The 20378-nt window shown below is 75.1% G+C and carries 15 protein-coding genes; 6 read left to right on the forward strand and 9 right to left on the reverse strand.

What is annotated here, in order from left to right; genetic code table 11:
- Window positions 1–15 precede the first annotated feature (15 nt).
- The 4 genes from ACWPWV_RS08360 to ACWPWV_RS08375 all read right to left on the reverse strand — a co-directional run bounded on the left by ACWPWV_RS08360 (window position 16) and on the right by ACWPWV_RS08375 (window position 5428).
- A complete protein-coding gene (locus tag ACWPWV_RS08360; RefSeq protein WP_454042459.1) occupies window positions 16–2223 on the reverse strand; it encodes a rhamnogalacturonan lyase family protein in 2208 nt (735 codons plus the stop codon).
- Window positions 2224–2399: 176 nt separating this feature from the next.
- Complete coding sequence (locus ACWPWV_RS08365) at window positions 2400–2990, reverse strand: shikimate kinase (RefSeq protein ID WP_454042460.1); 591 nt, start codon at window positions 2988–2990, stop codon at window positions 2400–2402.
- A 275-nt stretch (window positions 2991–3265) separates the two neighbouring features.
- Window positions 3266–4717, reverse strand: a complete 1452-nt coding sequence (locus ACWPWV_RS08370) for an L-serine ammonia-lyase (RefSeq protein ID WP_454042461.1) — start codon at window positions 4715–4717, stop codon at window positions 3266–3268.
- 57 nt (window positions 4718–4774) lie between these two features.
- Complete coding sequence (locus ACWPWV_RS08375; protein WP_454042462.1) at window positions 4775–5428, reverse strand: DNA-3-methyladenine glycosylase I; 654 nt, start codon at window positions 5426–5428, stop codon at window positions 4775–4777.
- A gap of 151 nt (window positions 5429–5579) precedes the next feature.
- Between ACWPWV_RS08375 and ACWPWV_RS08380 the strand changes: the two genes are divergently transcribed.
- Together ACWPWV_RS08380 and ACWPWV_RS08385 are read left to right on the forward strand one after the other, a co-directional pair.
- Complete coding sequence (locus ACWPWV_RS08380) at window positions 5580–7079, forward strand: ATP-binding protein (protein ID WP_454042463.1); 1500 nt, start codon at window positions 5580–5582, stop codon at window positions 7077–7079.
- 7 nt (window positions 7080–7086) lie between these two features.
- Window positions 7087–8802: a tetratricopeptide repeat protein gene (locus tag ACWPWV_RS08385; RefSeq protein WP_454042464.1), complete on the forward strand. Its 1716-nt coding sequence runs from the start codon at window positions 7087–7089 to the stop codon at window positions 8800–8802.
- A gap of 15 nt (window positions 8803–8817) precedes the next feature.
- Here ACWPWV_RS08385 and ACWPWV_RS08390 read toward each other — a convergent pair whose 3' ends face one another.
- On the reverse strand, window positions 8818–9675 hold the full coding sequence (locus ACWPWV_RS08390) for a TetR/AcrR family transcriptional regulator (RefSeq protein ID WP_454042465.1): 858 nt from the start codon (window positions 9673–9675) through the stop codon (window positions 8818–8820).
- 104 nt (window positions 9676–9779) lie between these two features.
- Between ACWPWV_RS08390 and ACWPWV_RS08395 the strand changes: the two genes are divergently transcribed.
- A complete protein-coding gene (locus ACWPWV_RS08395) occupies window positions 9780–10871 on the forward strand; it encodes an ATP-binding cassette domain-containing protein (protein WP_454042466.1) in 1092 nt (363 codons plus the stop codon).
- Window positions 10868–11719: an ABC transporter permease gene (locus tag ACWPWV_RS08400; RefSeq protein ID WP_454042467.1), complete on the forward strand. Its 852-nt coding sequence runs from the start codon at window positions 10868–10870 to the stop codon at window positions 11717–11719. Before ACWPWV_RS08395 ends, ACWPWV_RS08400 begins: the two co-directional genes overlap by 4 nt.
- Window positions 11720–11762: 43 nt before the next feature.
- On the opposite strand, the gene ACWPWV_RS08405 is transcribed toward ACWPWV_RS08400, so the two are convergent.
- Window positions 11763–12398, reverse strand: coding sequence for a maleylpyruvate isomerase N-terminal domain-containing protein (locus ACWPWV_RS08405; RefSeq protein WP_454042468.1), 636 nt, complete (start codon window positions 12396–12398; stop codon window positions 11763–11765).
- 104 nt (window positions 12399–12502) lie between these two features.
- Between ACWPWV_RS08405 and ACWPWV_RS08410 the strand changes: the two genes are divergently transcribed.
- A complete protein-coding gene (locus ACWPWV_RS08410; RefSeq protein WP_454042469.1) occupies window positions 12503–13195 on the forward strand; it encodes a hypothetical protein in 693 nt (230 codons plus the stop codon).
- Here ACWPWV_RS08410 and ACWPWV_RS08415 read toward each other — a convergent pair.
- On the reverse strand, window positions 13186–13992 hold the full coding sequence (locus ACWPWV_RS08415) for an SDR family NAD(P)-dependent oxidoreductase (RefSeq protein ID WP_454042470.1): 807 nt from the start codon (window positions 13990–13992) through the stop codon (window positions 13186–13188). The genes ACWPWV_RS08410 and ACWPWV_RS08415 overlap by 10 nt on opposite strands.
- 163 nt (window positions 13993–14155) lie before the next feature.
- A complete protein-coding gene (locus tag ACWPWV_RS08420; protein WP_454042471.1) occupies window positions 14156–16423 on the reverse strand; it encodes a hypothetical protein in 2268 nt (755 codons plus the stop codon).
- Between the two features lie 391 nt (window positions 16424–16814).
- Here ACWPWV_RS08420 and ACWPWV_RS08425 point away from each other — a divergent pair, with 391 nt between their 5' ends.
- Window positions 16815–19832, forward strand: a complete 3018-nt coding sequence (locus tag ACWPWV_RS08425) for an esterase-like activity of phytase family protein (protein ID WP_454042472.1) — start codon at window positions 16815–16817, stop codon at window positions 19830–19832.
- A gap of 216 nt (window positions 19833–20048) precedes the next feature.
- Here the strand turns inward: ACWPWV_RS08425 and ACWPWV_RS08430 are convergent, their stop codons facing one another.
- Window positions 20049–20267, reverse strand: a complete 219-nt coding sequence (locus tag ACWPWV_RS08430; protein WP_454042473.1) for a PspC domain-containing protein — start codon at window positions 20265–20267, stop codon at window positions 20049–20051.
- Window positions 20268–20378: the final 111 nt, after the last annotated feature.

Here is a 20378-nt window from a genome sequence, read left to right on the forward strand (position 1 = left end):
TTCCGCCTCGGGGCCTCAGCGGGTGTAGATCCTGGGCTGGGCGGGGAGCGTGAACGGTGTGCCCAGGAAGAAGCCGGTGTGGGGCGGCTGGTTGTACGCCGTGTTCTGCCACGCGATCGCGACCCGGTAGGTCTGGTCGTGCAGCAGGGTCCACACGCGGGTGCTGGTGACGGTCGGGGTGGCGTGGATGCGCAGCCCGGTGTCGTCGGTCTTGGCCCAGACGACCTCCTCGCGCCAGTCGCCGAGCAGGTCGCCGGACAGGACCGGGGTGGACTTGGTGCCGTTGTTGGACCGCACCCCGGACCCGGTCAGCAGGCGGGTGTCGCCGCCGGTGCCGTACTTGGAGATCTGGGTGCCGTCGAGGAGTTCGCGCGAGGTGTCGCCGTCCCAGTAGGCGAGGAAGTTGGCCGAGCCGGGCTTGCGGCCGATGGTCTGGCCGGAGGTGTTGCGCATCTGGGAGTCGGCCGACGACCAGGACTCCGCGCCGGGGCTGCCGGGCCAGACGTCCGCGGAGACACCGCGCCCGTTGTCCCCGGCCGGGGGCGTGCTCCACAGGACCTGGCCCGTGCGGGCGTCGGCCATCCACGAGGCGGGCTTGCTGCCGTCCTCGTCGACCTTGTAGTACTCCAGCCCGGGCCGGCTCGGGATCAGGTCGCCGACGTGCCCGGCGTCACCGTGGCCGTTCCGGGTGTTCCACAGGCCGCGACCGTCGTCGTCGATCGCGGCCGAGCCGTACAGGATCTCCTGGCGGCCGTCCTGGTCGACGTCGGCCACGGACAGGGAGTGGTTGCCCTGTCCGGCATAGGTGCTGTTGCCCGAGACGTTGGAGTCGAAGGTCCAGCGGCGGGTCAGCCGACCGTCGCGGTAGTCCCAGGCCACCACGACCGCGCGCGTGTAGTAGCCGCGGGCCATGATGATCGAGGGCCGTGAGCCGTCCAGGTAGGCGGTGCCGGCCAGGAAGCGGTCCACCCGGTTGCCGTAGCCGTCACCCCAGCTCGAGACGGTGCCGCGGGCGGGCACGTAGTCGGTGGTCGCGCCGATCGCGCCGGTCTGCCCGGTGAACACGGTGAGGTACTCGGGTCCGGACAGGACGTAGCCGCCGGAGTTGCGGTGGTCGGCGTTCGCGTCGCCGATGACCTGACCGGTGCCCGAGCGGGTGCCGTCGGCGGTCTTCATTGCGACCTCGGCCTTGCCGTCGCCGTCGTAGTCGTAGACCTGGAACTGGGTGTAGTGCGCGCCGGCGCGGATGTTGCGGCCCAGGTCGATGCGCCACATGCGGGTGCCGTCGAGCTGGTAGGCGTCGACGAACACGTTGCCCGTGACGCCCGACTGGGAGTTGTCCTTCGCGTCCGTCGGGTCCCACTTCAGGACGATCTCGAGCCGGCCGTCCCCGTCCAGGTCCCCGACGCTGCCGTCGTTGGCCACGTGCTGGGCGCTGGGCCTCTGGATGGGCACGTCGAGGTAGCCGTTGCCGAACGTCAGCGAGGTAGGCGACGCCGCCTGCTCGGAACCGTTGACCACGGCGCGGACCGTGTACCGGGCGCCTGCGGGCGCCCCGGGGTCCAGGTAGTTCGTGGAGCCCGTGATCGGCCCGGCCACCCTCGTGCCGTCGCGGTAGACGGTGAACCCGGTGCTCGCCGCCTCGGTGCCCAGCAGCCGCCACTGCACCAGGTTGTCGCTGCCCGACCGCACGCTGATGAGGCCGCGATCCAGGTCCTCGGCCTGCCACGACCCCGCAGGCGCCGTGACCGGGGGCGTCGGGTCCACGGGGTCCGGCGGCGTCGGGTCGACGGGAGGCGTGGTGGGGTCCACGGGGCTACCGGTGCAGCGTGTGCCGTTCAGGACGAAGGCCGTCGGGACAGGGTTGCTGCCTGCCCAGGTGCCGTTGAACCCGAACGACGTGCTCGCGCCGGTCGCGATGCCCGCGTTGTGGGAGACGTTCCTCGCGCTCACCTGGGCGCCACCCTGCGTCGCTGCCGCGTTCCAGGCCTGAGTGACCGTCTGCCCGGCGTCGAACGACCAGGTGAGGGTCCAGCCGTCGACGGTGTCACCGAGGTTGGTGATCGTGACGTCGGCGCCGAAACCACCGCCCCACTGGTGGGTGACCGTGTAGTCGACGCGGCAGCCGGCCGCGGCGCTCGCAGGTTGCGCGACCGTCACGCCGACTCCGGTGGCCAGCACGGCCGCCATCAGCAGGGGGACGGTTCTCCGGGGATGGGTCATGGCGTGCCTCCAGCGGTGCGGCGGCCGACACCGGTGTCGGCCGGGCTCGAGCGAGCCGGTCGCGACGCTAGGACGAGACGGTCCGGCGTAGCGACGTCTGAAACGTTTAAACGGAATCCGCTTACCCGCCCGGCCCTGTCGGGGTGCGCCTGTGCCTGGTGCTGCCGACCGCGCGGTCAGCGTCGCCCGCCGGTCCTTCCGTCGAGGAGTGCCACGAGCCGGGTGACCGCAGTCGCAGGGCCCTCGTTGCCGGTGACCAGCGTCGCGGTCGCGAGCCCCCGTGTGCCCGGGTCGTCGAACCAGCCGGCGAGGAGGTCGTGGCCGTCCCGGACCCAGTCCGTGCCCTTGCTCGCGATCGACCGGCGCCGCAGCTCCGTCAGCGCCGTGTCGCGATCGGCGGCCGGCAGGAGGAGCACGACGTCCGGGACGTCGGCCAGGGCGGCGCGGACCGTGCCGAGGTGCTCGTCGGTGGAGTACGCGGTGTGCCCGGCACCGAGCGCGACGACGGCACCCGGACTCTCGGCCACCACGCGCCGGACCGCGTGCGCGCGCGCCGGCTCCCACTCGCGCTCCGCCGCGACGCGACCGACGACCGCGACGCGCTCGACGAGGCGCTCGACGCTCCACCCGACCTCGCCGTAGTAGCGGTCGCCGACGGCGTCGAGATCGACGAACGGTGCGCCGACCCGTGCGGCGACCAGCTCGCCGAGCGTCGACTTCCCCGCGGCGGGCGGCCCGACGAGGACGAGGCGGGGGACGGCGAGCACGCCCGCGATGCTCTCACGACGGAGTCGGACCCGAGACGCGCGTGCGCCTGCTCCGCTGCGCTCCGGCTCAGCACGCGGGCTGCTGGTCGTGCCGGAGCCTGCGCTCAGCACTCGGGCTGCTGGTCGTGCTGGAGCCTGCGCTTGCTCCGCCGCGCTCCGGCTCAGCACTCGGGCTGCTGGTCGTGCTGGAGCCTGCGCTTGCTCCGCTGCGCTCCGGCTCAGCACTCGGGCTGCCGGTCGTGCTGGAGCCTGCGCTTGCTCCGCTGCGCTCCGGCTCAGCACTCGATGACGTTGACCGCGAGGCCACCCGTCGACGTCTCCTTGTACTTCGTCGACATGTCCACGCCGGTCTGACGCATCGTCTCGATGACGGTGTCGAGCGAGACGACGTGCGAGCCGTCGCCCTGGAGCGCGAGCCGTGCCGCGGACACCGCCGTGCAGGCGGCGATGGCGTTGCGCTCGATGCACGGCACCTGCACGAGCCCGCCGACGGGGTCGCACGTCAGGCCGAGGTTGTGCTCCATCGCGATCTCGGCGGCGTTCTCGACCTGGGCCGGCGTGCCGCCCAGCACGGCGCACAGCGCTCCCGCGGCCATCGAGCAGGCCGACCCGACCTCGCCCTGGCAACCGGCCTCCGCTCCCGAGATGGACGCGTTGCGCTTGTAGAGCGCGCCGATCGCCGCCGCGGTCAGCAGGTAGGTCCGCATCGCCCGACGTCGCCGCTCGTCGTCCGCGGCGACCTCCGGGTGGGTGCGCAGGAAGTGGCGGCCGACGGCGGGGATGATCCCGGCAGCCCCGTTCGTCGGCGCGGTCACGACGCGGCGCCCGTCCGCGTTCTCCTCGTTCACCGCCATCGCGTACGCCTGCAGCCACTCGATCGAGTGGTCGACCGCGCCCGACTGCTCCGACGCGAGACGCTCGAGCCGTTCGCGCTGGGCCCGTGCGCGGCGCCGCACCGCCAGCCGGCCCGGCAGCACGCCCTGGCGGTCCAGACCCGCGTCCACGCACGCGCTCATCGCGTCCCAGATGCGGTCGACACCGGCCCCGACCTCCCCGGCCGGGCGCAGCGACGTCTCGTTCTCCCACGCCACGGCGGCGATCGACGTCCTCTGCGCGGCGCACGTCGCCAGCAGCTCGGCGGCGTTCGCGAAGGGGCACGGTACGTCGGCCGGCTCCGTCGCCCGGTCGACCGCCTCGCCCGCGAGCTCCGCGCCGACCTGGGCCGCCTCGTTCGCCGACGCCGCGACGAGGTCGGCCGCCGTGAGGACGAACCCGCCCCCGACCGAGTAGTACGCCTCCTCGGCGAGGACGTCGCCCGCGGCGGACAGCGCCGTGAAGCGCATGCCGTTCGGGTGCCCGGGCATGCGCGTCAGCGGGGCGAGCCGCACGTCGTCCTGGCGCACCGTCACGCCGTGGCGTCCCAGGAGCGAGACCCGTGCGCCGTCGCCGAGCTTCTCCCACCCACCCGGCACCCGGTCCGGGTCGCACGTCTCCGGGTCGAGCCCCGTCAGGCCCGCGACGACGGCGTCCGGCGTCCCGTGCCCCACGCCCGTCGCGCCGAGCGACCCGCACAGCACCACGCGCACGCCCGCGACGTCGTCGAGCGCACCGCTCGCGGCGAGCGACCGCGCGAAGGCGTGGGCCGCGCGCATCGGGCCGACGGTGTGGGAGCTCGACGGACCCACGCCGATCGAGAACAGGTCCAGCACCGACACGTAGGAGCTCATGACCCCATCGTCGCACCGTGTCTCAGGATGCGGACGAGTCGAGGGTGGCCGGGCCGGTCAGGCGGAGCGCCCCAGCACGACGGGGCACGTCGCGAGATGGTCGTCGACGAGGCCGCAGGCCTGCATCGCGGCATACGCCGTCGTCGGCCCGATGAAGCGGAAACCGAGCTTCTTGAACGCCTTCGCCAGGGCGACGGACTCGGGCGAGAAGGACGGGACGTCCGCCCACGTGCGCGGGCGGGCGGCCTCCGCCCGGGCCTCCGGGGCGAACGACCAGAAGAGCTCCTCGAGCGTGCGGCCCTGCTCGTGCAGCGAGAGGACGGCGCGCGCGTTGGAGATCGTGGCCTCGATCTTCTGCCGGTTGCGGATGATGCCGGCGTCGCCGAGCAGGCGTGTCACGTCGTCCTCGCCGAACGCGGCCACGGCCTCGGGCTCGAACCCTGCGAACGCCGCGCGGAACGTGGGTCGCTTGCGGAGCACGGTCAGCCACGACAGGCCCGACTGGAACCCCTCGAGCGCGATGCGCTCGAGCAGCGCGGCCTCCCCGCGCACCGGGACGCCCCACTCGGTGTCGTGGTAGTCCTCGTACAGCGCGTCCCCGTCGCCGAAGCACCGGGTCCCGGCGGGAGGTGCCGTGGGGGTGTCGTCGGGAACCGCGAGGGGAGTCGCGGGCCGCTCGGGGGTCTCGGTGCCGGGAGCGTCGGTCGTCATGGCTCCACTGTGCCGCCCGGCGCCGACATCGTGCAGCCGACGACGCGGACCTGTGGAGGGGACCGACGGACCGCAGGACTGTGAACGGTGAGGAGCGGTGTCGCCCGGGCAGGGCACACTAGGGCCGTCCGCCCCGTCCCGAGGAGCTCGTATGTCCGACGCCGCGCTCTCCGCGCTCGCCGCCGCCGTCCAGGCCTCGCCCGGCAGCGCACCGCTCCGCCTGCACTACGCCTCCCTGCTCCTCGCGGCGCGACGTCCGGTGGAGGCCATCGAGCACGCGAGCGCAGCCCTGCGCCTCGACCCGACGAGCACCGAGGCGGTCGACGTCCTCCAGCGCTCCGCGGCCGCCGTCGGTGCCGGACAGGTGCCGCCGGCGCCCGTCCCCCCGGCGACCCCGAGGACCGAGGCGCCCACGACCGACGCGCCCACGACCGACGCGCCCGCGAGCGACGCGCCGACCGGGACCGCTCCCGGCCCGGGCCCGCTCGTCACGGGCGTCCCGGACGACCTCACGGTGCCGCGCCGGCCCGCCGGCGGGGTCGCCGGGATGCAGGGTGACGCCGCGGCGTCGGGCATCGACTGGCGCCTCCTCGAGAAGGAGATGGGCCTGGACGTCCCCCCGCCGTTCGTCGAGGGGACGCCGCCGAGGTCGCCCGCCGGTGCGCCGCCGTCGGGCGACGACGCACCGACCGCACCGCCCGCGGCGGTCCCGGCGCCGCCGGACCTCGTGCCCGCGCGGGACGACGCCGAGGCGACCGACGACCCGTCCCTCGTCGAGGTGTCGCGCGAGACGATCACGCTCGCGGACGTCGGCGGCCTCGAGCCGGTGAAGAAGCGCATCCGCGAGGCGTTCCTCGAGCCGATGCGGAACCAGGCCATCGCGCGTGCGTTCGGCAAGTCCCTGCGCGGCGGCCTGCTGCTCTACGGCCCGCCCGGGACGGGCAAGACGTTCATGGCGCGCGCGGTCGCGGGCGAGCTCGGCGCGCGGTTCCTCACGGTGACGCTCGCGGACATCCTCAACCGGTGGCAGGGAGAGTCGGAGAAGAGCCTGCACGAGATCTTCCAGAAGGCACGGCGTCTCGCGCCCGTGGTGCTGTTCCTCGACGAGGTCGACGCGATCGGTGGCAAGCGCGCCCAGTACTCGGGGTCGTCGGGGATGCGGACCATCGTCAACCAGCTCCTGCAGGAGATGGACGGCATCGGCTCCGACAACGACGGCCTCTTCGTGCTCGGCGCGACGAACCACCCGTGGGACGTCGACACCGCGCTGCTGCGGCCCGGCCGCTTCGACCGCGTCGTGCTCGTCCTGCCGCCCGACGAGCCGGCGCGCGAGGCGATCCTGCGCCACCACCTCGCGGGACGGCCGGTCGCGGGTATCGACCTGCGCGCGATCGCGGCGCAGACCGACGGGTACTCCGGCGCCGACCTCGAGCACCTGTGCGCGACCGCGGCGGAGAAGGCGATGATGGACTCGATCGCGTCCGGCGAGGTCCGGCCGATCACGATGACCGACGTGCGGGCCGCGCTCCAGGAGCTGCGGCCCTCGACGACGGCGTGGCTCCAGTCGGCTCGCAACGTCGTGACGTTCGCGAACAACGACGGCCGCTACGACGACCTCGCCGCGTACCTGCGTGCGCGGCGCATGCTCTGAGCCGTCGGTGAGCACCACGACCGACCCGGGGACCGTCGTCTCGCGGGTGGAGATGCTCGTCCAGATGGGTCGGCCCGAGCGGGCCCTCGACGAGGTCGACGCGGCGCTCGCCGCGACGCCCGACGACCCGCGCCTCCTCGTCACCGCCGGCTGGGTCCGGCTGCGCCTGCAGCGCTCGGCGGAGGCGGTCCCGCTCCTGGAGCAGGTCGTCGCGGGACAGCCCGCGGCGCACGGCGCCCTCTACCTGCTGTCGATCGCGCAGCAGAACACGGGCGACGTCGCGGCGGCGCGCGACAGCGCCGGTCGTGCGCTCGAGCTCGACCCCGACGACGCCCGCTACCACCTGCAGATCGCCGACGTGCACCTCGTCGGGAAGGTGCGGCGGGCAGACCGCGCGCTCGCGCGCGAACGCATCTCCTCGGCGCTCGAGCTCGCTCCCGAGGACCCCGACCGGCTGCTCCAGGCTGCACGCCTGTGGTCGCGGCTCGGCGACGACGACACGGCGCGCACGCTGGTGCGGCGCGGGCTCGCCGTCGCACCGCAGCACGTGGACCTGCTCTATCTCGACGCCGCGCTCTCGACCGACGCGGGGCGCAGCGCGAAGGGCTTCGGCGCCGTCCTCGCGCAGAACCCCGAGCACGCCGAGGCCGGCTACGTGCTGCACCTCAGCGTGTGGCAGCAGGTCCTGCGCCTCGTCGAGGCGCCGGTCCTGCTCGTCGGCGCGGTGGCTCTCGTCGTGACCTTCACGATGAGCGACGCCCTGGTCGGGAGCACCGCGATCTGGGGGGTCGTCGTCCTGGTCGGGGTCCTCGTCACCGCGCTGCGCGCCGTGCCGGTGCTCGTGCAGGTGCCGCCCGGTCTCCTGCGCCGGACCCTGCGCTGGACGCCGTGGCGGCGGGGGACCACCGTGGCGCTCGTGGTCGGGTGGGTGGGCGTCGTGGCGGCGCTCGTCCTGCTGTACGGCGTGCGCGACGCCGTGGCCGTGCGCTGGTCCCTCGTCGGCCTCGCGGGCGTGCTCCTCCTCAGCGGCGCCACGTCGGTGATGCTGCACCGCGCGATGCTGGCCCAGGCCCGGGACCTCGGCTACTACCCGCCGGGACGCGCCGGCGCGGCGCGGCTGACCGCGCTGCGGTCGGGACTGCGGGCGGAGACGATCCGCCGCCTGGTCGTCGTCGGGATCCCCGCGGTCGTCGTCCTGGCCATCGGCGCCGGCGGTCTCGCGCGCGAGGACGGTCGCGGCGTCGCGGCGCTCGCCGCGGTCGCGTGGACGCTGCCCGGCCTCCTGGCGCTGTGGTTCGCGCGGTCGCTCCTGGCCCGCGTGCGGGCCGCGGGACCGGACGGGCCGCGGACCGGTGTCGCGAGGACCGTGCGGGCCGTCGTCGGCGGTGCCGTGCTGGCCCTCACGACGGCGATCGTCGCCCTCGCCGGGGTGGTGGCGCTCGTCGCGGTCCCGGTCGTCCCGAACGAGCACGACGCCGACGGCCGCTACGTCCAGGTGGTCCGCGACCCCTCCGACGGCTCGACGTCGTCGTGCACCGGCCGGCCGGTGACCCGCATCGGGTGCCTCCAGCGCGAGCGGGAGGAGCGCCTGGACGAGATGCAGGAGCGCATGGAGGACATGGAGGTGCCGACGTTCGACGTGCCCGACGTCGAGATCCCCGACTTCGACCTGCCCAGCGTGCCGCCCCTCGACGTCGAGGTCCCGGGCGGCCCGACGCCCTGACGCTCCCGGCAGGGGTCAGCGCCGGCGCAGCGCGGTCCGCTGCTCGACGAACCTCTCGATGCCGTCGAGGACGATCTGCAGCCCGACGTCGAACCCGTCCTCCCACTCGTCCTCGTGGCGCGGCCCGTCCGGCGCCGGCTCGTCCCCGGCCAGCGCGGCGAGGAGGTGCGGGTACGCGTCAGGGGTCGCGAGGTGGCGCAGCACCGTCTCGAAGTCGTAGTACGGGTTCGCGCGCTCGAGGGCGTCGGGGTCGAGCTCGGACTCGGGGGTGCTCGCCGGCAGGCCCTGCTCGAGCCGGACCGCGACGGCCGCCGCGCGCTGGGTCTCGACCGCCACGCGACCCTCGCCGAGCACGTGCTGCGCGAGCAGGCCGACGATCTGGAGCTTCTCGTCCGCCGTGAGCGGGACGTCCCGCAGGACCCGGAACGCGTGGTCGAGCCACTGCACGCGGTGCGGTCCGAGGCGGACCGTCGTCAGCGGCAGCTCGAGGAACCAGGGGCGCGCGAGGATGCCGTCGATCTGCGCGCGCGTCCACGACTCCAGCCCTGCGCGCCAGTCGCTGCCGTGGTCGGCGGGGAGCGGGAGGTCGGCGGCTGCGGCGTCGGCCATGAGGGACAGCAGCTCGTCCTTGCCGGTGACGTACCGGTAGAGCGCCATCGACGAGTAGCCGAGCGACTCGGCGACGCGTGCCATCGACACGGCGTCGAGCCCTTCCGCGTCGGCGATCGCGACCGCGGCTCGCGCGACCTGCTCGATGCTGAGCGCCGGCTTCGGCCCGCGACGTCGGGCGTCCCCGCGGCCCCAGAGCCGCTGCAACGTGGGGGAGACCACGGGCTCGGGGGTCGGTTTCGCCTCGTCCGGCGCGTCGTCCATGCGGCCATCCTCTCCCGGACGTTGACCCGGCGCGAAACTGTGTCTACCGTACACATAACTGATTCGCCCATAAACAGTTTCTGACCTACGCACAGGGAGCCGCCATGTCCCCGCCGCTCGTCCAGGCCGTCGGCCTGCGCAAGACCTTCGGCAGTCCCCGCAGGCCCGTCCCCGTGCTCGACGGGGTCGACGTCACGCTCGCCGAGGGCGAGGTCGTCGCGCTCCTCGGCCCCAACGGCGCGGGCAAGACCACGACGGTCCGCATCCTCTCGACGCTCCTGCTGCCCGACGGCGGCACGGCGACCGTCGCCGGCCACGACGTCGTGCGCGACGCCGCGCGCGTGCGCGAGATCATCAGCCTCACCGGGCAGAACGCGGCCGTCGACGAGAAGCAGACCGGCCGGGAGAACCTCGCGATGATGGGTCGCCTCGCGCACCTGCCGCGTCGTGCCCTCCGCGGACGCGTGGCCGACCTGCTCGACGCGTTCGACCTCACCGACGCCGCCGACCGCCGCGTCGGCACCTACTCCGGCGGCCTGCGCCGCCGCCTCGACCTCGCTGCCGGGCTGCTCGTCCGCCCCCGCGTCATGTTCCTCGACGAGCCCACGACCGGTCTCGACCCGCGCAGCCGCCAGACCATGTGGGAGGTGGTGCGGCAGGTCGTCGCCGACGGCACGAGCCTGTTCCTCACGACGCAGTACCTCGAGGAGGCCGACCAGCTCGCCGATCGCGTCGCGCTGGTCGACGACGGGCGCGTGGTGGCCGAGGGCGCACCGTCCGAGCTCAAGCGCCGCGTGGGCGAGGCCGCCGTCGAGCTGACGTTCGCGACGCCGGAGGATGCGGCCGCGGCGCGGTCCGCGGGCCTGGGGCCGGAGGTGCTCGGGCTGGCCGCGCCGTCGCCCGGCGTGTCCGGGCGTCCGTCCGCGAGCGCGGCCTCGACGCCCTTCGCATCCTCCGCCCCCACGCCCGCTCGTCCTGGCGCAGCGGGCGTCGCGACGCTGCGGGTGCCGACCGACGGGTCGGTCCGGCACGTGCGGGACGTGCTCGCCGCCGTCGCGGCGACCGGGGTCGAGCCGGAGCGGTGGGAGGTGCGGGAGCCGACGCTCGACGACGTGTTCCTCACCCTGACCGGTCACGCGGCCCGGACGCACGACCGTGCCACCACGCCGGAGAACCACGAGGAGGCCGCAGCATGAGCGCCCAGACCCTCCCCGCGCCGTCGGGCGCCGTGCTGCCGCGGAGCGACGCCGCGCCACGGCCCGGGCGCCACGTGCTGGCGGACACGTCAGCGATGATCGGGCGGTCGTTGCGGCTCGTGCGCCGCGAACCGGACGAGCTGCTGCTCGCGCTCGTGCTGCCCGTGATGATCATGGTGCTGTTCGTCTACGTGTTCGGCGGCGCGATCGCCGTCGGCGTCGACTACGTCACCTACGCGACGCCCGGGATCATCCTGCTGTGCGCCGGGTACGGCGCCTCGAACACGGCGATCACCATCGAGCAGGACATGTCCGGCGGCATCATGGACCGTTTCCGCTCGATGCCGATCGCGAGCGCCACGGTGCTCGTCGGGCACGTCGTCGCGAGCGTCGTGAAGAACCTCGTGACGACGGCCGTCGTCCTGGGCGTCGCGTACCTCATCGGGTTCCGTGCCGACGCGTCGGCGCTCGAGTGGCTCGGGGCCGTCGCGACGATCGTGGCCTTCGTCGTCGCGATCACGTGCGTCGCGACCTTCGTCGGCGTGCTCGTGCGCTCTCCCGCGGCCGCGGGCGGGTTCGGCTTCTTCATGCTGTTCCTGCCCTACGTGTCGAGCGCGTTCGTGCCGCCCGAGACCATGCCGGAGTGGCTGCGCGGCTTCGCCGAGCACCAGCCGGTCACGCCCGTCATCGAGACGATCCGCGGGCTGCTCGTGGGCCTCGGCACCGACGGGCAGCCGGTCACCGACCTGGGCCCGACGGCGGTGCTCGCCCTCGCCTGGTGCGCGGCTCTCGTCGTGGTGTTCCTCGGCGGCGCGGCATGGGCGTTCGCGCGGAGGCGGCGGCAGTAGCGCACCGCCCCGACGCGGGCAGCGGGAGCCGGCGGGCGCCGGGTCAGAACGCGGAGACGTTCGCCGGCGCCCGCTGGGGCCGGCTCAGGGCGCGCAGGACCGCCGTCTGCCCGTGACGCCGGACCGCGACCGTCGTCAGGACGTCGAGCACGGCGTCGACCACGGGCTCGGGGAGCTGCGGGGTCGGGACGCCCACGCTCGCCGCGAGGTCGTCGCTGTGGACGGTGAGCTCCACGAGGCGTGTCGTGAGGAAGTCGTCGGTGGGCATCGCCCAGGCGGTCCACGGAGGATCGACGAGGTCGGGCGTGCGGGGCCGGTCGACGAGGGTCGCGACCGCGTCGCAGGCCTCGCGACCCCAGGCGAGCACCGCCTCGGGACCGTCCTCGGCTGCGGCGTCGCTCGCCTCGCGGACGCCCACGTTCGCCGGCGCGTCGAGGTCCGCACCGACCCACGCCGAGCGCGCGTAGTGCTCGTGCGCGCCCACGACGTCGGCCGCCGCCTGCGGAGGCGCCTCCAGGACGAGGCGCGTGTTCGCGAGCTGCTTGAGCAGGTGGTGCGTGAGGCCGCCGACGGTCATCCCCTCGCACGCGCTCTCGGCCGACCAGGCGGCGGCGACCTCCGGGCGGGCGGCGAGCTCGAGGGCGCTGCGCGCGGTGGCGAGGAAGAGGCTGCGGTCCACGGCGCCAGGCTAGCGGCCGCCGGGAGCCGTCCCCGCGCCGGCCCACCCTGCCGGGCCAGGGCGCCGACCGTGCGGGTGGACCGGTGCGATGCCACGGTGGCGGGGTGACAGGAACGATCCAGGAGCGCGTCGTCCGACCGGTCGGGACGGCGCTCGCGGCGGTGACCGGCGTGGCGGCCCGCGCGCTGCGACGGCGGCCGCTCCACCCGCGGGGCGTGCTGCTGCGCGCGACCCTCGTCGTCGCGGAGGACGAGGCCGGAGCGGTCGCCCTGCCCCAGGGGCGGACGGACGCCCTCATGCGCGTGTCCCTCGCGGTGGGGCTGCCGCGCGGCCTCCCGGACGTCGTGGGCCTCGCCGTGCGGTGGACCGACGACGGTGCTCCCCAGGACGTCCTGTTCTCGTCCGCGGGCTCCGGACGCGTCACGCGCTACGTCCTCGCGCCGCGACGCCGGCTCATGCACGGCGACTTCTCCACGCTCATGCCGCTGCGCTCGCCGCACGGACCCGTCGTGCTCGGCCTGCGCCCGGACCCGGGCGCCACGCGGGCGCGGGGTGTACCCGTGCTCGAGGTGCTCGAGGCCTCCCCGCTCGGGCCCTGGCGACGGTTCGGCGCGCTCGAGCTGCACGGCCCGGTGCCCGGGGCGCCGCGCGACGGTGGCGATCCCGGCGTCCGGTTCGACCCCACACGGAACGCACCTCGCCGACTGGGGACGTACCCCTGGGAGGACGCTCTGCGTGCGCCCGTGTACGCGGCCGCCCGGCGGGGGTCGACCGTCGGGGCCCGCGGTCAGTCGTAGGCCGTCCACGGGTCCGACCGGACGCGCTCGTCCACGGCCGTCGCGTCCGCGCCGATCACGACCCGCCAGTCGCCGCGCCGCACCGCCTCGACGATCGCCACCGCGGCCTCCGCGCTCGACACGGGCTGGTAGTCCGCGAAGAGCGAGCCGAGCGCTCGTCGCCACGTCCGCGGGGGAGACGGCATCCGGGTGCGCACGTGACCGGGCAGGACGAGCACGGCGGACAGGTGCGGCGCGTTCGCCCGGAAGTCGACGAGCAGGGACTCGGTGAAGCCCCGGACGGCGAACTTCGCCGTCGAGTAGGCGCTGTGCGGCGCGCGCGGGCCGAGGCTCGCCCACAGCCCGCTCACCGACGACATGTTGACGATGACGCCCTGGTCGGCCGCCAGCAGCAGGGGCAGGAACGCCCGGGTGCAGCGGTAGGTCCCGAGCCAGCTGACGTCGAACGTCCGCTCCCACTCCTCGCGCGGTCCGGTGACGAACGACGTCCCGCCCACGACCCCGGCGTTGTTGACCACGAGGTGGACCGCGTCCGTCGCGTGCTCCTGAGCGACGTCGTCGCGGAAGCGGTCGACCGCGTCCGCGTCGGCGACGTCCACCGCGTGGCCTGTGACGCGGACCGCCGGGCCGAGCGCGCATGCCCGACGCACCGTCGCCGCCAGCCGGTCGCCGTCGACGTCGCACACCGCGACGTGCATCCCACGCCGGACGAGCTCCAGCACCAGGTCGCGACCGATCCCGGACGCACCGCCCGTCACGACGGCGAGGCGGTCCTCGAACCGGTCGAAGGGGGCCACGGCGTCCACTCTGCCCGTTCCGCGGGGAGCCGTCACCCAGGACACGTCGGCGCAAGGGAAGGGGCGGTGGCCCCGGTGCCCTGATGCACCGGGACCACCGCCCCGCGAGGGCGGCACCGTCGACGTGAAGCCGCCCTCGAGATCGTGACCGCGCGGACGAGCGTCAGGCCTGGAGGCGACGCCGCAGGCCGAGCCCGATCCCGGCGACACCGGCGAGGACGCTCCCTCCGAGCAGCGCCGACGCGCCGACCGAGAGCTTCCCGGCGGGAGAGCTCTCGACCTCCGTCTTGAGCTCGGTGGTCCCGGCCTGGAGCGTGCCCGTGCCGTCGGAGAGCGTCTCGGCGCCGTCAGCGATCTTCGCGCTGCCGTCACTCAGCTCCGACGCGCCGTCCGCGAGCGTCGACGTGCCCTCGTGGAGCGTGAGCGACCCCGTCGCGAGCGCCGCGTTGCCCGCGGCGAGCGTCGTCGCGCCGGTCGACAGCGTGGTCAGGCCGCTCTGGAGGCGCAGCGTCCCGTCCTCGAGACGCGTCGTCCCGGCGAACAGGTCGCCGGAGCCCGTCAGGAGCCGCGCCGCGCCGTCGCGGAGGTCGCCGGCACCCTCCGCGGCGCGCAGCGTGCCGGCCGTGAGGCGGGTCGCCCCTCCCACGAGGTCCTGCGTCCCCGTGGCGAGCTCCCACGTCTTGGTCGCGAGGAACGCGTTGCCGCCCGCGACCTGGTAGGCGCCGTCGGCGAGGTGCGCCGTTCCCTGGGCGAGCCGGGACGACGCCACGGCCGCGGACTCGTTGCCGTCGGCCACCGTGCGGGCGCCGGCGGACACCTTCACGGCGCCGTCCGCGAGCTCGCGAGATCCCCCGGCGACCTGGGACGCCGCGGTCGCGAGGGCGGTGGTTCCTGTGGCGACCTCCGCGCTGCCCGCCTGCAGGCCCACGGCGCCTCCGGCGACGGCCGCTGCGCCACCGGCGAGCTGCTCGGTACCGACGGCGAGCTCCTGCGCGCCCTGGGCGACCTGCGCGGAACCCTGCTGGACCGCCTCGGCACCGCCCGCGACGACGTCGGCACCCGCACGGGCCGACCGTGCCCCCGTCGCGACGTCGCTCGCGCCGGCGCTGAGGGTGCCGAGCCCCGTGGCGAGCTGGTTCGCCCGCTCGACGGCGCCCTGCTCCCCGGCGAGCCCGTCACGGAGCGTCGTCGACCCTGCGACGAGACGGTCGGCTCCTGTGTCGACGGCTGCCGCTCCGTCTCGCACGGATCCCGCGCCGGCGGCCAGCGACTCGAGCTGGGCCCGTAGCGTCGCGTCGTCGGTCGCGGCGGCGAGCTGGGCGAGCTGGGTGGCGAGCGCGCTCGCGCCCTCGTGCACCTGGCCGGCACCCTGGGCGACGGACTGCGACCCGTCGGCGAGCGCGACCGCGCCGTCTCTCGCGGCCGCCAGGCCGTCCGCGAGCGCGAGCGCACCTCCGTGCGCGGTCCGGGCGCCGGTCGCGACACCGTCCGCGCCGGCGGCGAGGGTGACGGTGCCGCTCTCGAGCGATCGCGCTCCGGCGGCGAGGTCCGCGGCACCTCGAGCGACGCCGTCCGCACCGGCCGCGAGCGTCTTGCTCCCCGCGGCGGCCGTCGAGGCTCCCGTACGCAGCGACGACGTCCCTTCCACCAGCTGCTTCGCTCCTGTGGCGACGGCGCCCGCCCCGCCGGCTGCTCGCGTCGCACCGGCCGACAAGGTCGACGACCCGTCCGCGAGGGTCGCGAGCCCCGTCGAGACGATGAACGACCCGTCGGCGACGGTCACGGCGCCGGCAGCGAGCGCGGACGTTCCGTCGGCGAGCTGTCCCGCTCCGTACGCGGCGGTGGCGTTGCCGACGTAGAGCTCGGCGGCGCCGTCGCTCAGCACGCCCGCTCCGTCGGCGATCTGCGCTGCACCGTCGGCGGCTCGGACGGTGCCCGCGCGGAGCTCGCGCGCTCCGGCGTCGAGGTCGGCGGTCCCCGCGGCGAGCCGGGACGCCCCGGCGGCGGCGTCTCCGGCGCCGGTGGCCAGGCGCGAGGCGCCGGCGTTCAGCTCGTCGGCGCCGGCGGCGAGCTCGGTCGCGCCGTCGAGCGCGGTGACCCCGCCGGCGGCGAGCTCGTCGGCGCCGGCGGACGCCTTCTGCGCCCCGGCGGTGAGCTCGGCCGCGCCGTCCTCGAGGTCACCCGCCCCGGACGCGAGCCGGACGGCTCCGGCCCGGGCGGTGGCCGTCCCGGCCGCGAGCTCGGCGGCGCCGCCGTCGAGGCGGGAGGCGCCGTCGTCGAGCCGGGTCGCGCCGTCGGCGACCTTGCCGTTGAAGATCAGGAGGTACGCGACGAGACCGGCGACGAGGAGCGCCAGCACGACGAGGGCGGCGGACGTGAGGACGGTGTGGGCGCGGGACGGTCGGGTGGCGGCGTGCAGGGTGGTCGGCATGGTCGTCCTTCCTCGCGCCCGGCGTCGTCGCCGGGCGGTCAGGAGCGGGGAGGGAGGCCCGAGGAGGTGGGCCGCCGGACGTCCGCCCCCTTTGGCGGGACGCCGGGTATCAAGTAATTCTCGATCGACGCTAGCAACGCTCCCGGCTCCGGGGACAGCGAGTAGCAGGTAAATGTCCCCGGACATCTCGTCACGATTCGGTCACGGCCTCGGAGTATCCAGTACTTGCCCGGTCACGACGTCGCCCCCGGCAACGACATCGTCCACGGGCGGTGGACGGCGCGGTGGACTGTTCACCGCGACGTCACCCGCAGGTACCGCGCACGACGCCCGCGAGCCACGCGGCACCACCACGCTCTGCTCGGCCCGCACGACCCGCCGAAGGAGACCCATGCCACCGACCACCGCGCGCACCGGCACCCGCCGCTCGCGCCTCGCCGCGCTCGTCGCCACCGGCGCCGCGCTCACCCTGGGGCTGGGCGCGGTCCCCGCCCTGGCCGCCGCGCCGTCGGGCGCGGGGACGCAGGGGCTGCACCAGACGCCCCTCGCCCCCGCGGTCACGTCCGCCTTCGCGCACCCCGCCGCCGGCGAGACGTTCCACCGCCTCGCGACGTACCCGGTCTTCCAGAACCGCCCGAGCGGGGCCGCCGTCGAGGACGTGACGGTCGCGGAGATCTCGGCGGTGAGCGAGGACGGGAGGACCGTCGTCCACACCGACGCGGCCGCGCGGCGCATCGGGTTCCTCGACATCTCCGACCCGAGCGCGCCGAAGGGCCTGGGCACGCTGAGCCTCGCCGAGCTCGGCTCCGAGCACGACGAGCCGACCTCCGTGGCGGTCGTGGGCGGCTACGTGCTCGTCGTGGTGGACACCTCGCAGAGCTTCGTCGACGCGAGCGGTCGACTCGACGTCGTGGACCTCGAGACGCGCGAGAGGGTGAGGTCGTTCGAGCTCGGCGGGCAGCCGGACTCGGTCGTCGTCACCCCGGACGGACGGCACGCGGTCGTCGCGATGGAGAACCAGCGCGACGAGGAGGCGACCCCGGAGGGGGCGGAGGAGGGCGACCTCCCGCAGCTTCCCGCCGGCTTCCTCCAGGTCCTCGACCTGCCGGGCGACGACCCGGCGGGCTGGTCGACGCGGCCCGTGCCGCTCGTCGCCGAGGACGGCTCGGCCCTGCCGCTGCTCGTCGAGGCCGGTCTCGACACGCCGCAGGACCCCGAGCCCGAGTACGTCGCGGTGAACCCTGCGGGGACGACCGTCGCGGTGACGCTCCAGGAGAACAACGGTGTCGTGCTCGTCGACGTCGCCACGGGCGAGCTCGAGGGCGCGTTCTCGGCGGGAACCGCGTCGGTCGAGGGCGTCGACACGGTCGAGGACGACGTCATCGACCTGACCGGCTCGATCACCGACGTCCCGCGCGAGCCCGACGCGATCGGCTGGCTCGACGACACGCACGTCGCGACCGCGGACGAGGGCGACTGGAAGGGCGGCTCGCGCGGCTGGACCGTGTTCGACACCACGTCAGGCCAGGTCGTCTGGGAGGCGGGTGCCGAGATGGAGCACCTCGCGGCGCGCGTCGGCCTGCACGACGAGAGCCGCACGGAGAACAAGGGCACCGAGCCCGAGGGCCTGACGGTCGCGACGCTCGGCGGGACCCGCTACGCCTTCGTCGGGTCGGAGAGGTCGAACCTCGTCGCGGTCTACGACGTCGACGACCCCACCGCGCCCCGCTTCGTCCAGGTGCTCGCGACGACCAACGGCCCCGAGGGCCTGCTCGTCGTGCCGGAGCGCGACCTGCTCGTGGTCTCGAGCGAGACCGACGACGCCGACGCCGGTGTGCGCTCGGCCGTCACGGTGTTCGGTCTCGGCGAGCGGTACGCCGACGCCGCCGGGTCGCCGCAGTTCCCGAGCGTCGTCTCCGCAGACGCGACCGAGGGCGACGCCGCGGGCTCGCCGATCGGGTGGGGCGCGCTCGGTGCCCTCACCGCGGACCTGACCGATCCCCAGCGCCTGTGGACGGCGACCGACGCCGCGTACGCGATGACCCAGCTCCTGTCGCTCGACGTCAGCGCCTACGGGGACGGCTCGCCGGCGGTCGTCGACCGGTCGGTGACGCTCACCGCCGACGGCGAGCCCGTCGGCCTGGACGTCGAGGGCCTCGCCGCGCGTCCCGACGGTGGGTTCTGGCTCGCCGTCGAGGGGGCGTCGGGTCCGGAGAACGCGGTCGTCCGCGTGGACGCGGACGGCGCTCTCGTCGAGACCGTCGCGCTGCCCGACGACGTCGCCGCCGGCCTCGGCAAGCAGGGCCTCGAGGGTGTCGCGGTCCAGGGCTCGGGCGAGACCGAGCAGGTGTGGGTGGCGCTCCAGCGCGGCCTGACGACCGACGAGGGCGGGACCGCCGGGACCGCACGACTGGGCCGGTACGACGTCGTCACCGGCACGTGGGACTGGTTCGCCTACCCGCTCGAGCAGACCACGACGTCGGGCGACTGGATGGGCCTCAGCGAGGTCGTGGTCGTCGACGACGACACGCTCGCCGTGGTCGAGCGCGACAAGCTCAACGGGCCGGCGGCCGCGGTGAAGCGCGTCTACGCGGTGGACGTCCCCGAGACGGCGGTGGGCGCCGCGTCGTCGGTGCCGGTCGCGCTCACCAAGGACCTCGCGCACGACGTGCTGCCCGACCTGCGGGCCACGAACGGCTGGACGCAGGAGAAGCTCGAGGGCTTGACGGTCGCCGGTGACGGCACCGTCTACGCGGTCACCGACAACGACGGCCTCGACGACGCCACGGGCGAGACCGTGCTCCTCGGCCTGGGCGCCGCGGCCGACGTGTTCGAGGGCCACCTCGACCCGACCGACCCGACCGACCCGGGCGAGCCGGGCGAGCCGGGGGAGCCGGGCGGCGAGACGCCGGGTGCCGGTGAGGAGCCGCCGGCGCCCGTCCGGCACACGGTCGGCGCCGACGACCTCACGGACGCGAACGAGGGCGGCGTGACGCTCTCGCCGACCCGCGTCCGCCCGGGGCAGGAGGTCACGGCCACCGCCGAGGGCTTCGTGCCGGGGGAGTGGGTCTCGGCGACGCTGTTCTCGACGCCGGCCGAGCTGGGCCTGTTCCGCGCGGACGCCGACGGCACGCTCACCGCGACGGTGACGGTCCCGGCCGACGTCGCGGCGGGCACGCACCGCTTCGCGGTCGTCGGCCAGGTCGACGGGCGCGTCCTGTGGACGGAGCTCGAGGTCCTCGCCGACGGCCCCGCAGGCGGCTCCGGCGACGACGACGCCGCGTCACCGGGCGGGCTCGCCACCACCGGCGTGCACGTGGGCACCTTCATCGGTCTCGCGATCGTCCTCGTCGCGGGCGGCGTCGCCATCGTCGTCGCCCGCCGCCGGATGCGCGGCATCCCCGGGTAGGCAGGCCACCCGACCGGCGAGCCCGAAGGACCGGCTCATCGCCGGGTGGGCGACCGGACCACGAGCCCTGGAGGGGCGGCCTCGGAGGCGAAGGGCGTCAGAGCCGCGCGCGGCCACGGACAGCCGGACGACCGTGGTGACGGCGCGGCAGCCCGAGCACCGAGGCCGTCCCTCCAGGGCGGACGGACCTCAAGGACCGGACGGACCCGAAGACCGTCAGTCCCGGTCGTTCGGCATGAGGAGCCACAGGACGAGGTAGGCCAGGACCTGCGGCCCGGGCAGCAGGAGCGACACGACCGTGACGACGCGCACGACCGTCGTGCTCCAGCCGAAGCGGCGCGCGATCCCGGCGCACACGCCGGCGATCATGCGGCCGTGACGCGGGCGGGACAGCGTGGCGGAGCTGCCGGCGGGGGAGGCTGCTGAGTTGCTCATGCCCTCGACGCTACGACCGCTCGTGCCCGGGCGACATCCGGAGAACCCCCGACCCGACCCTGGTTCTCGTGCGTCGGGACCCCGAGCCGCGCCGGGAGGCGAGACTGGTGG

The sequence above is a fragment of the Cellulosimicrobium sp. Marseille-Q8652 genome (genome assembly GCF_965112045.1).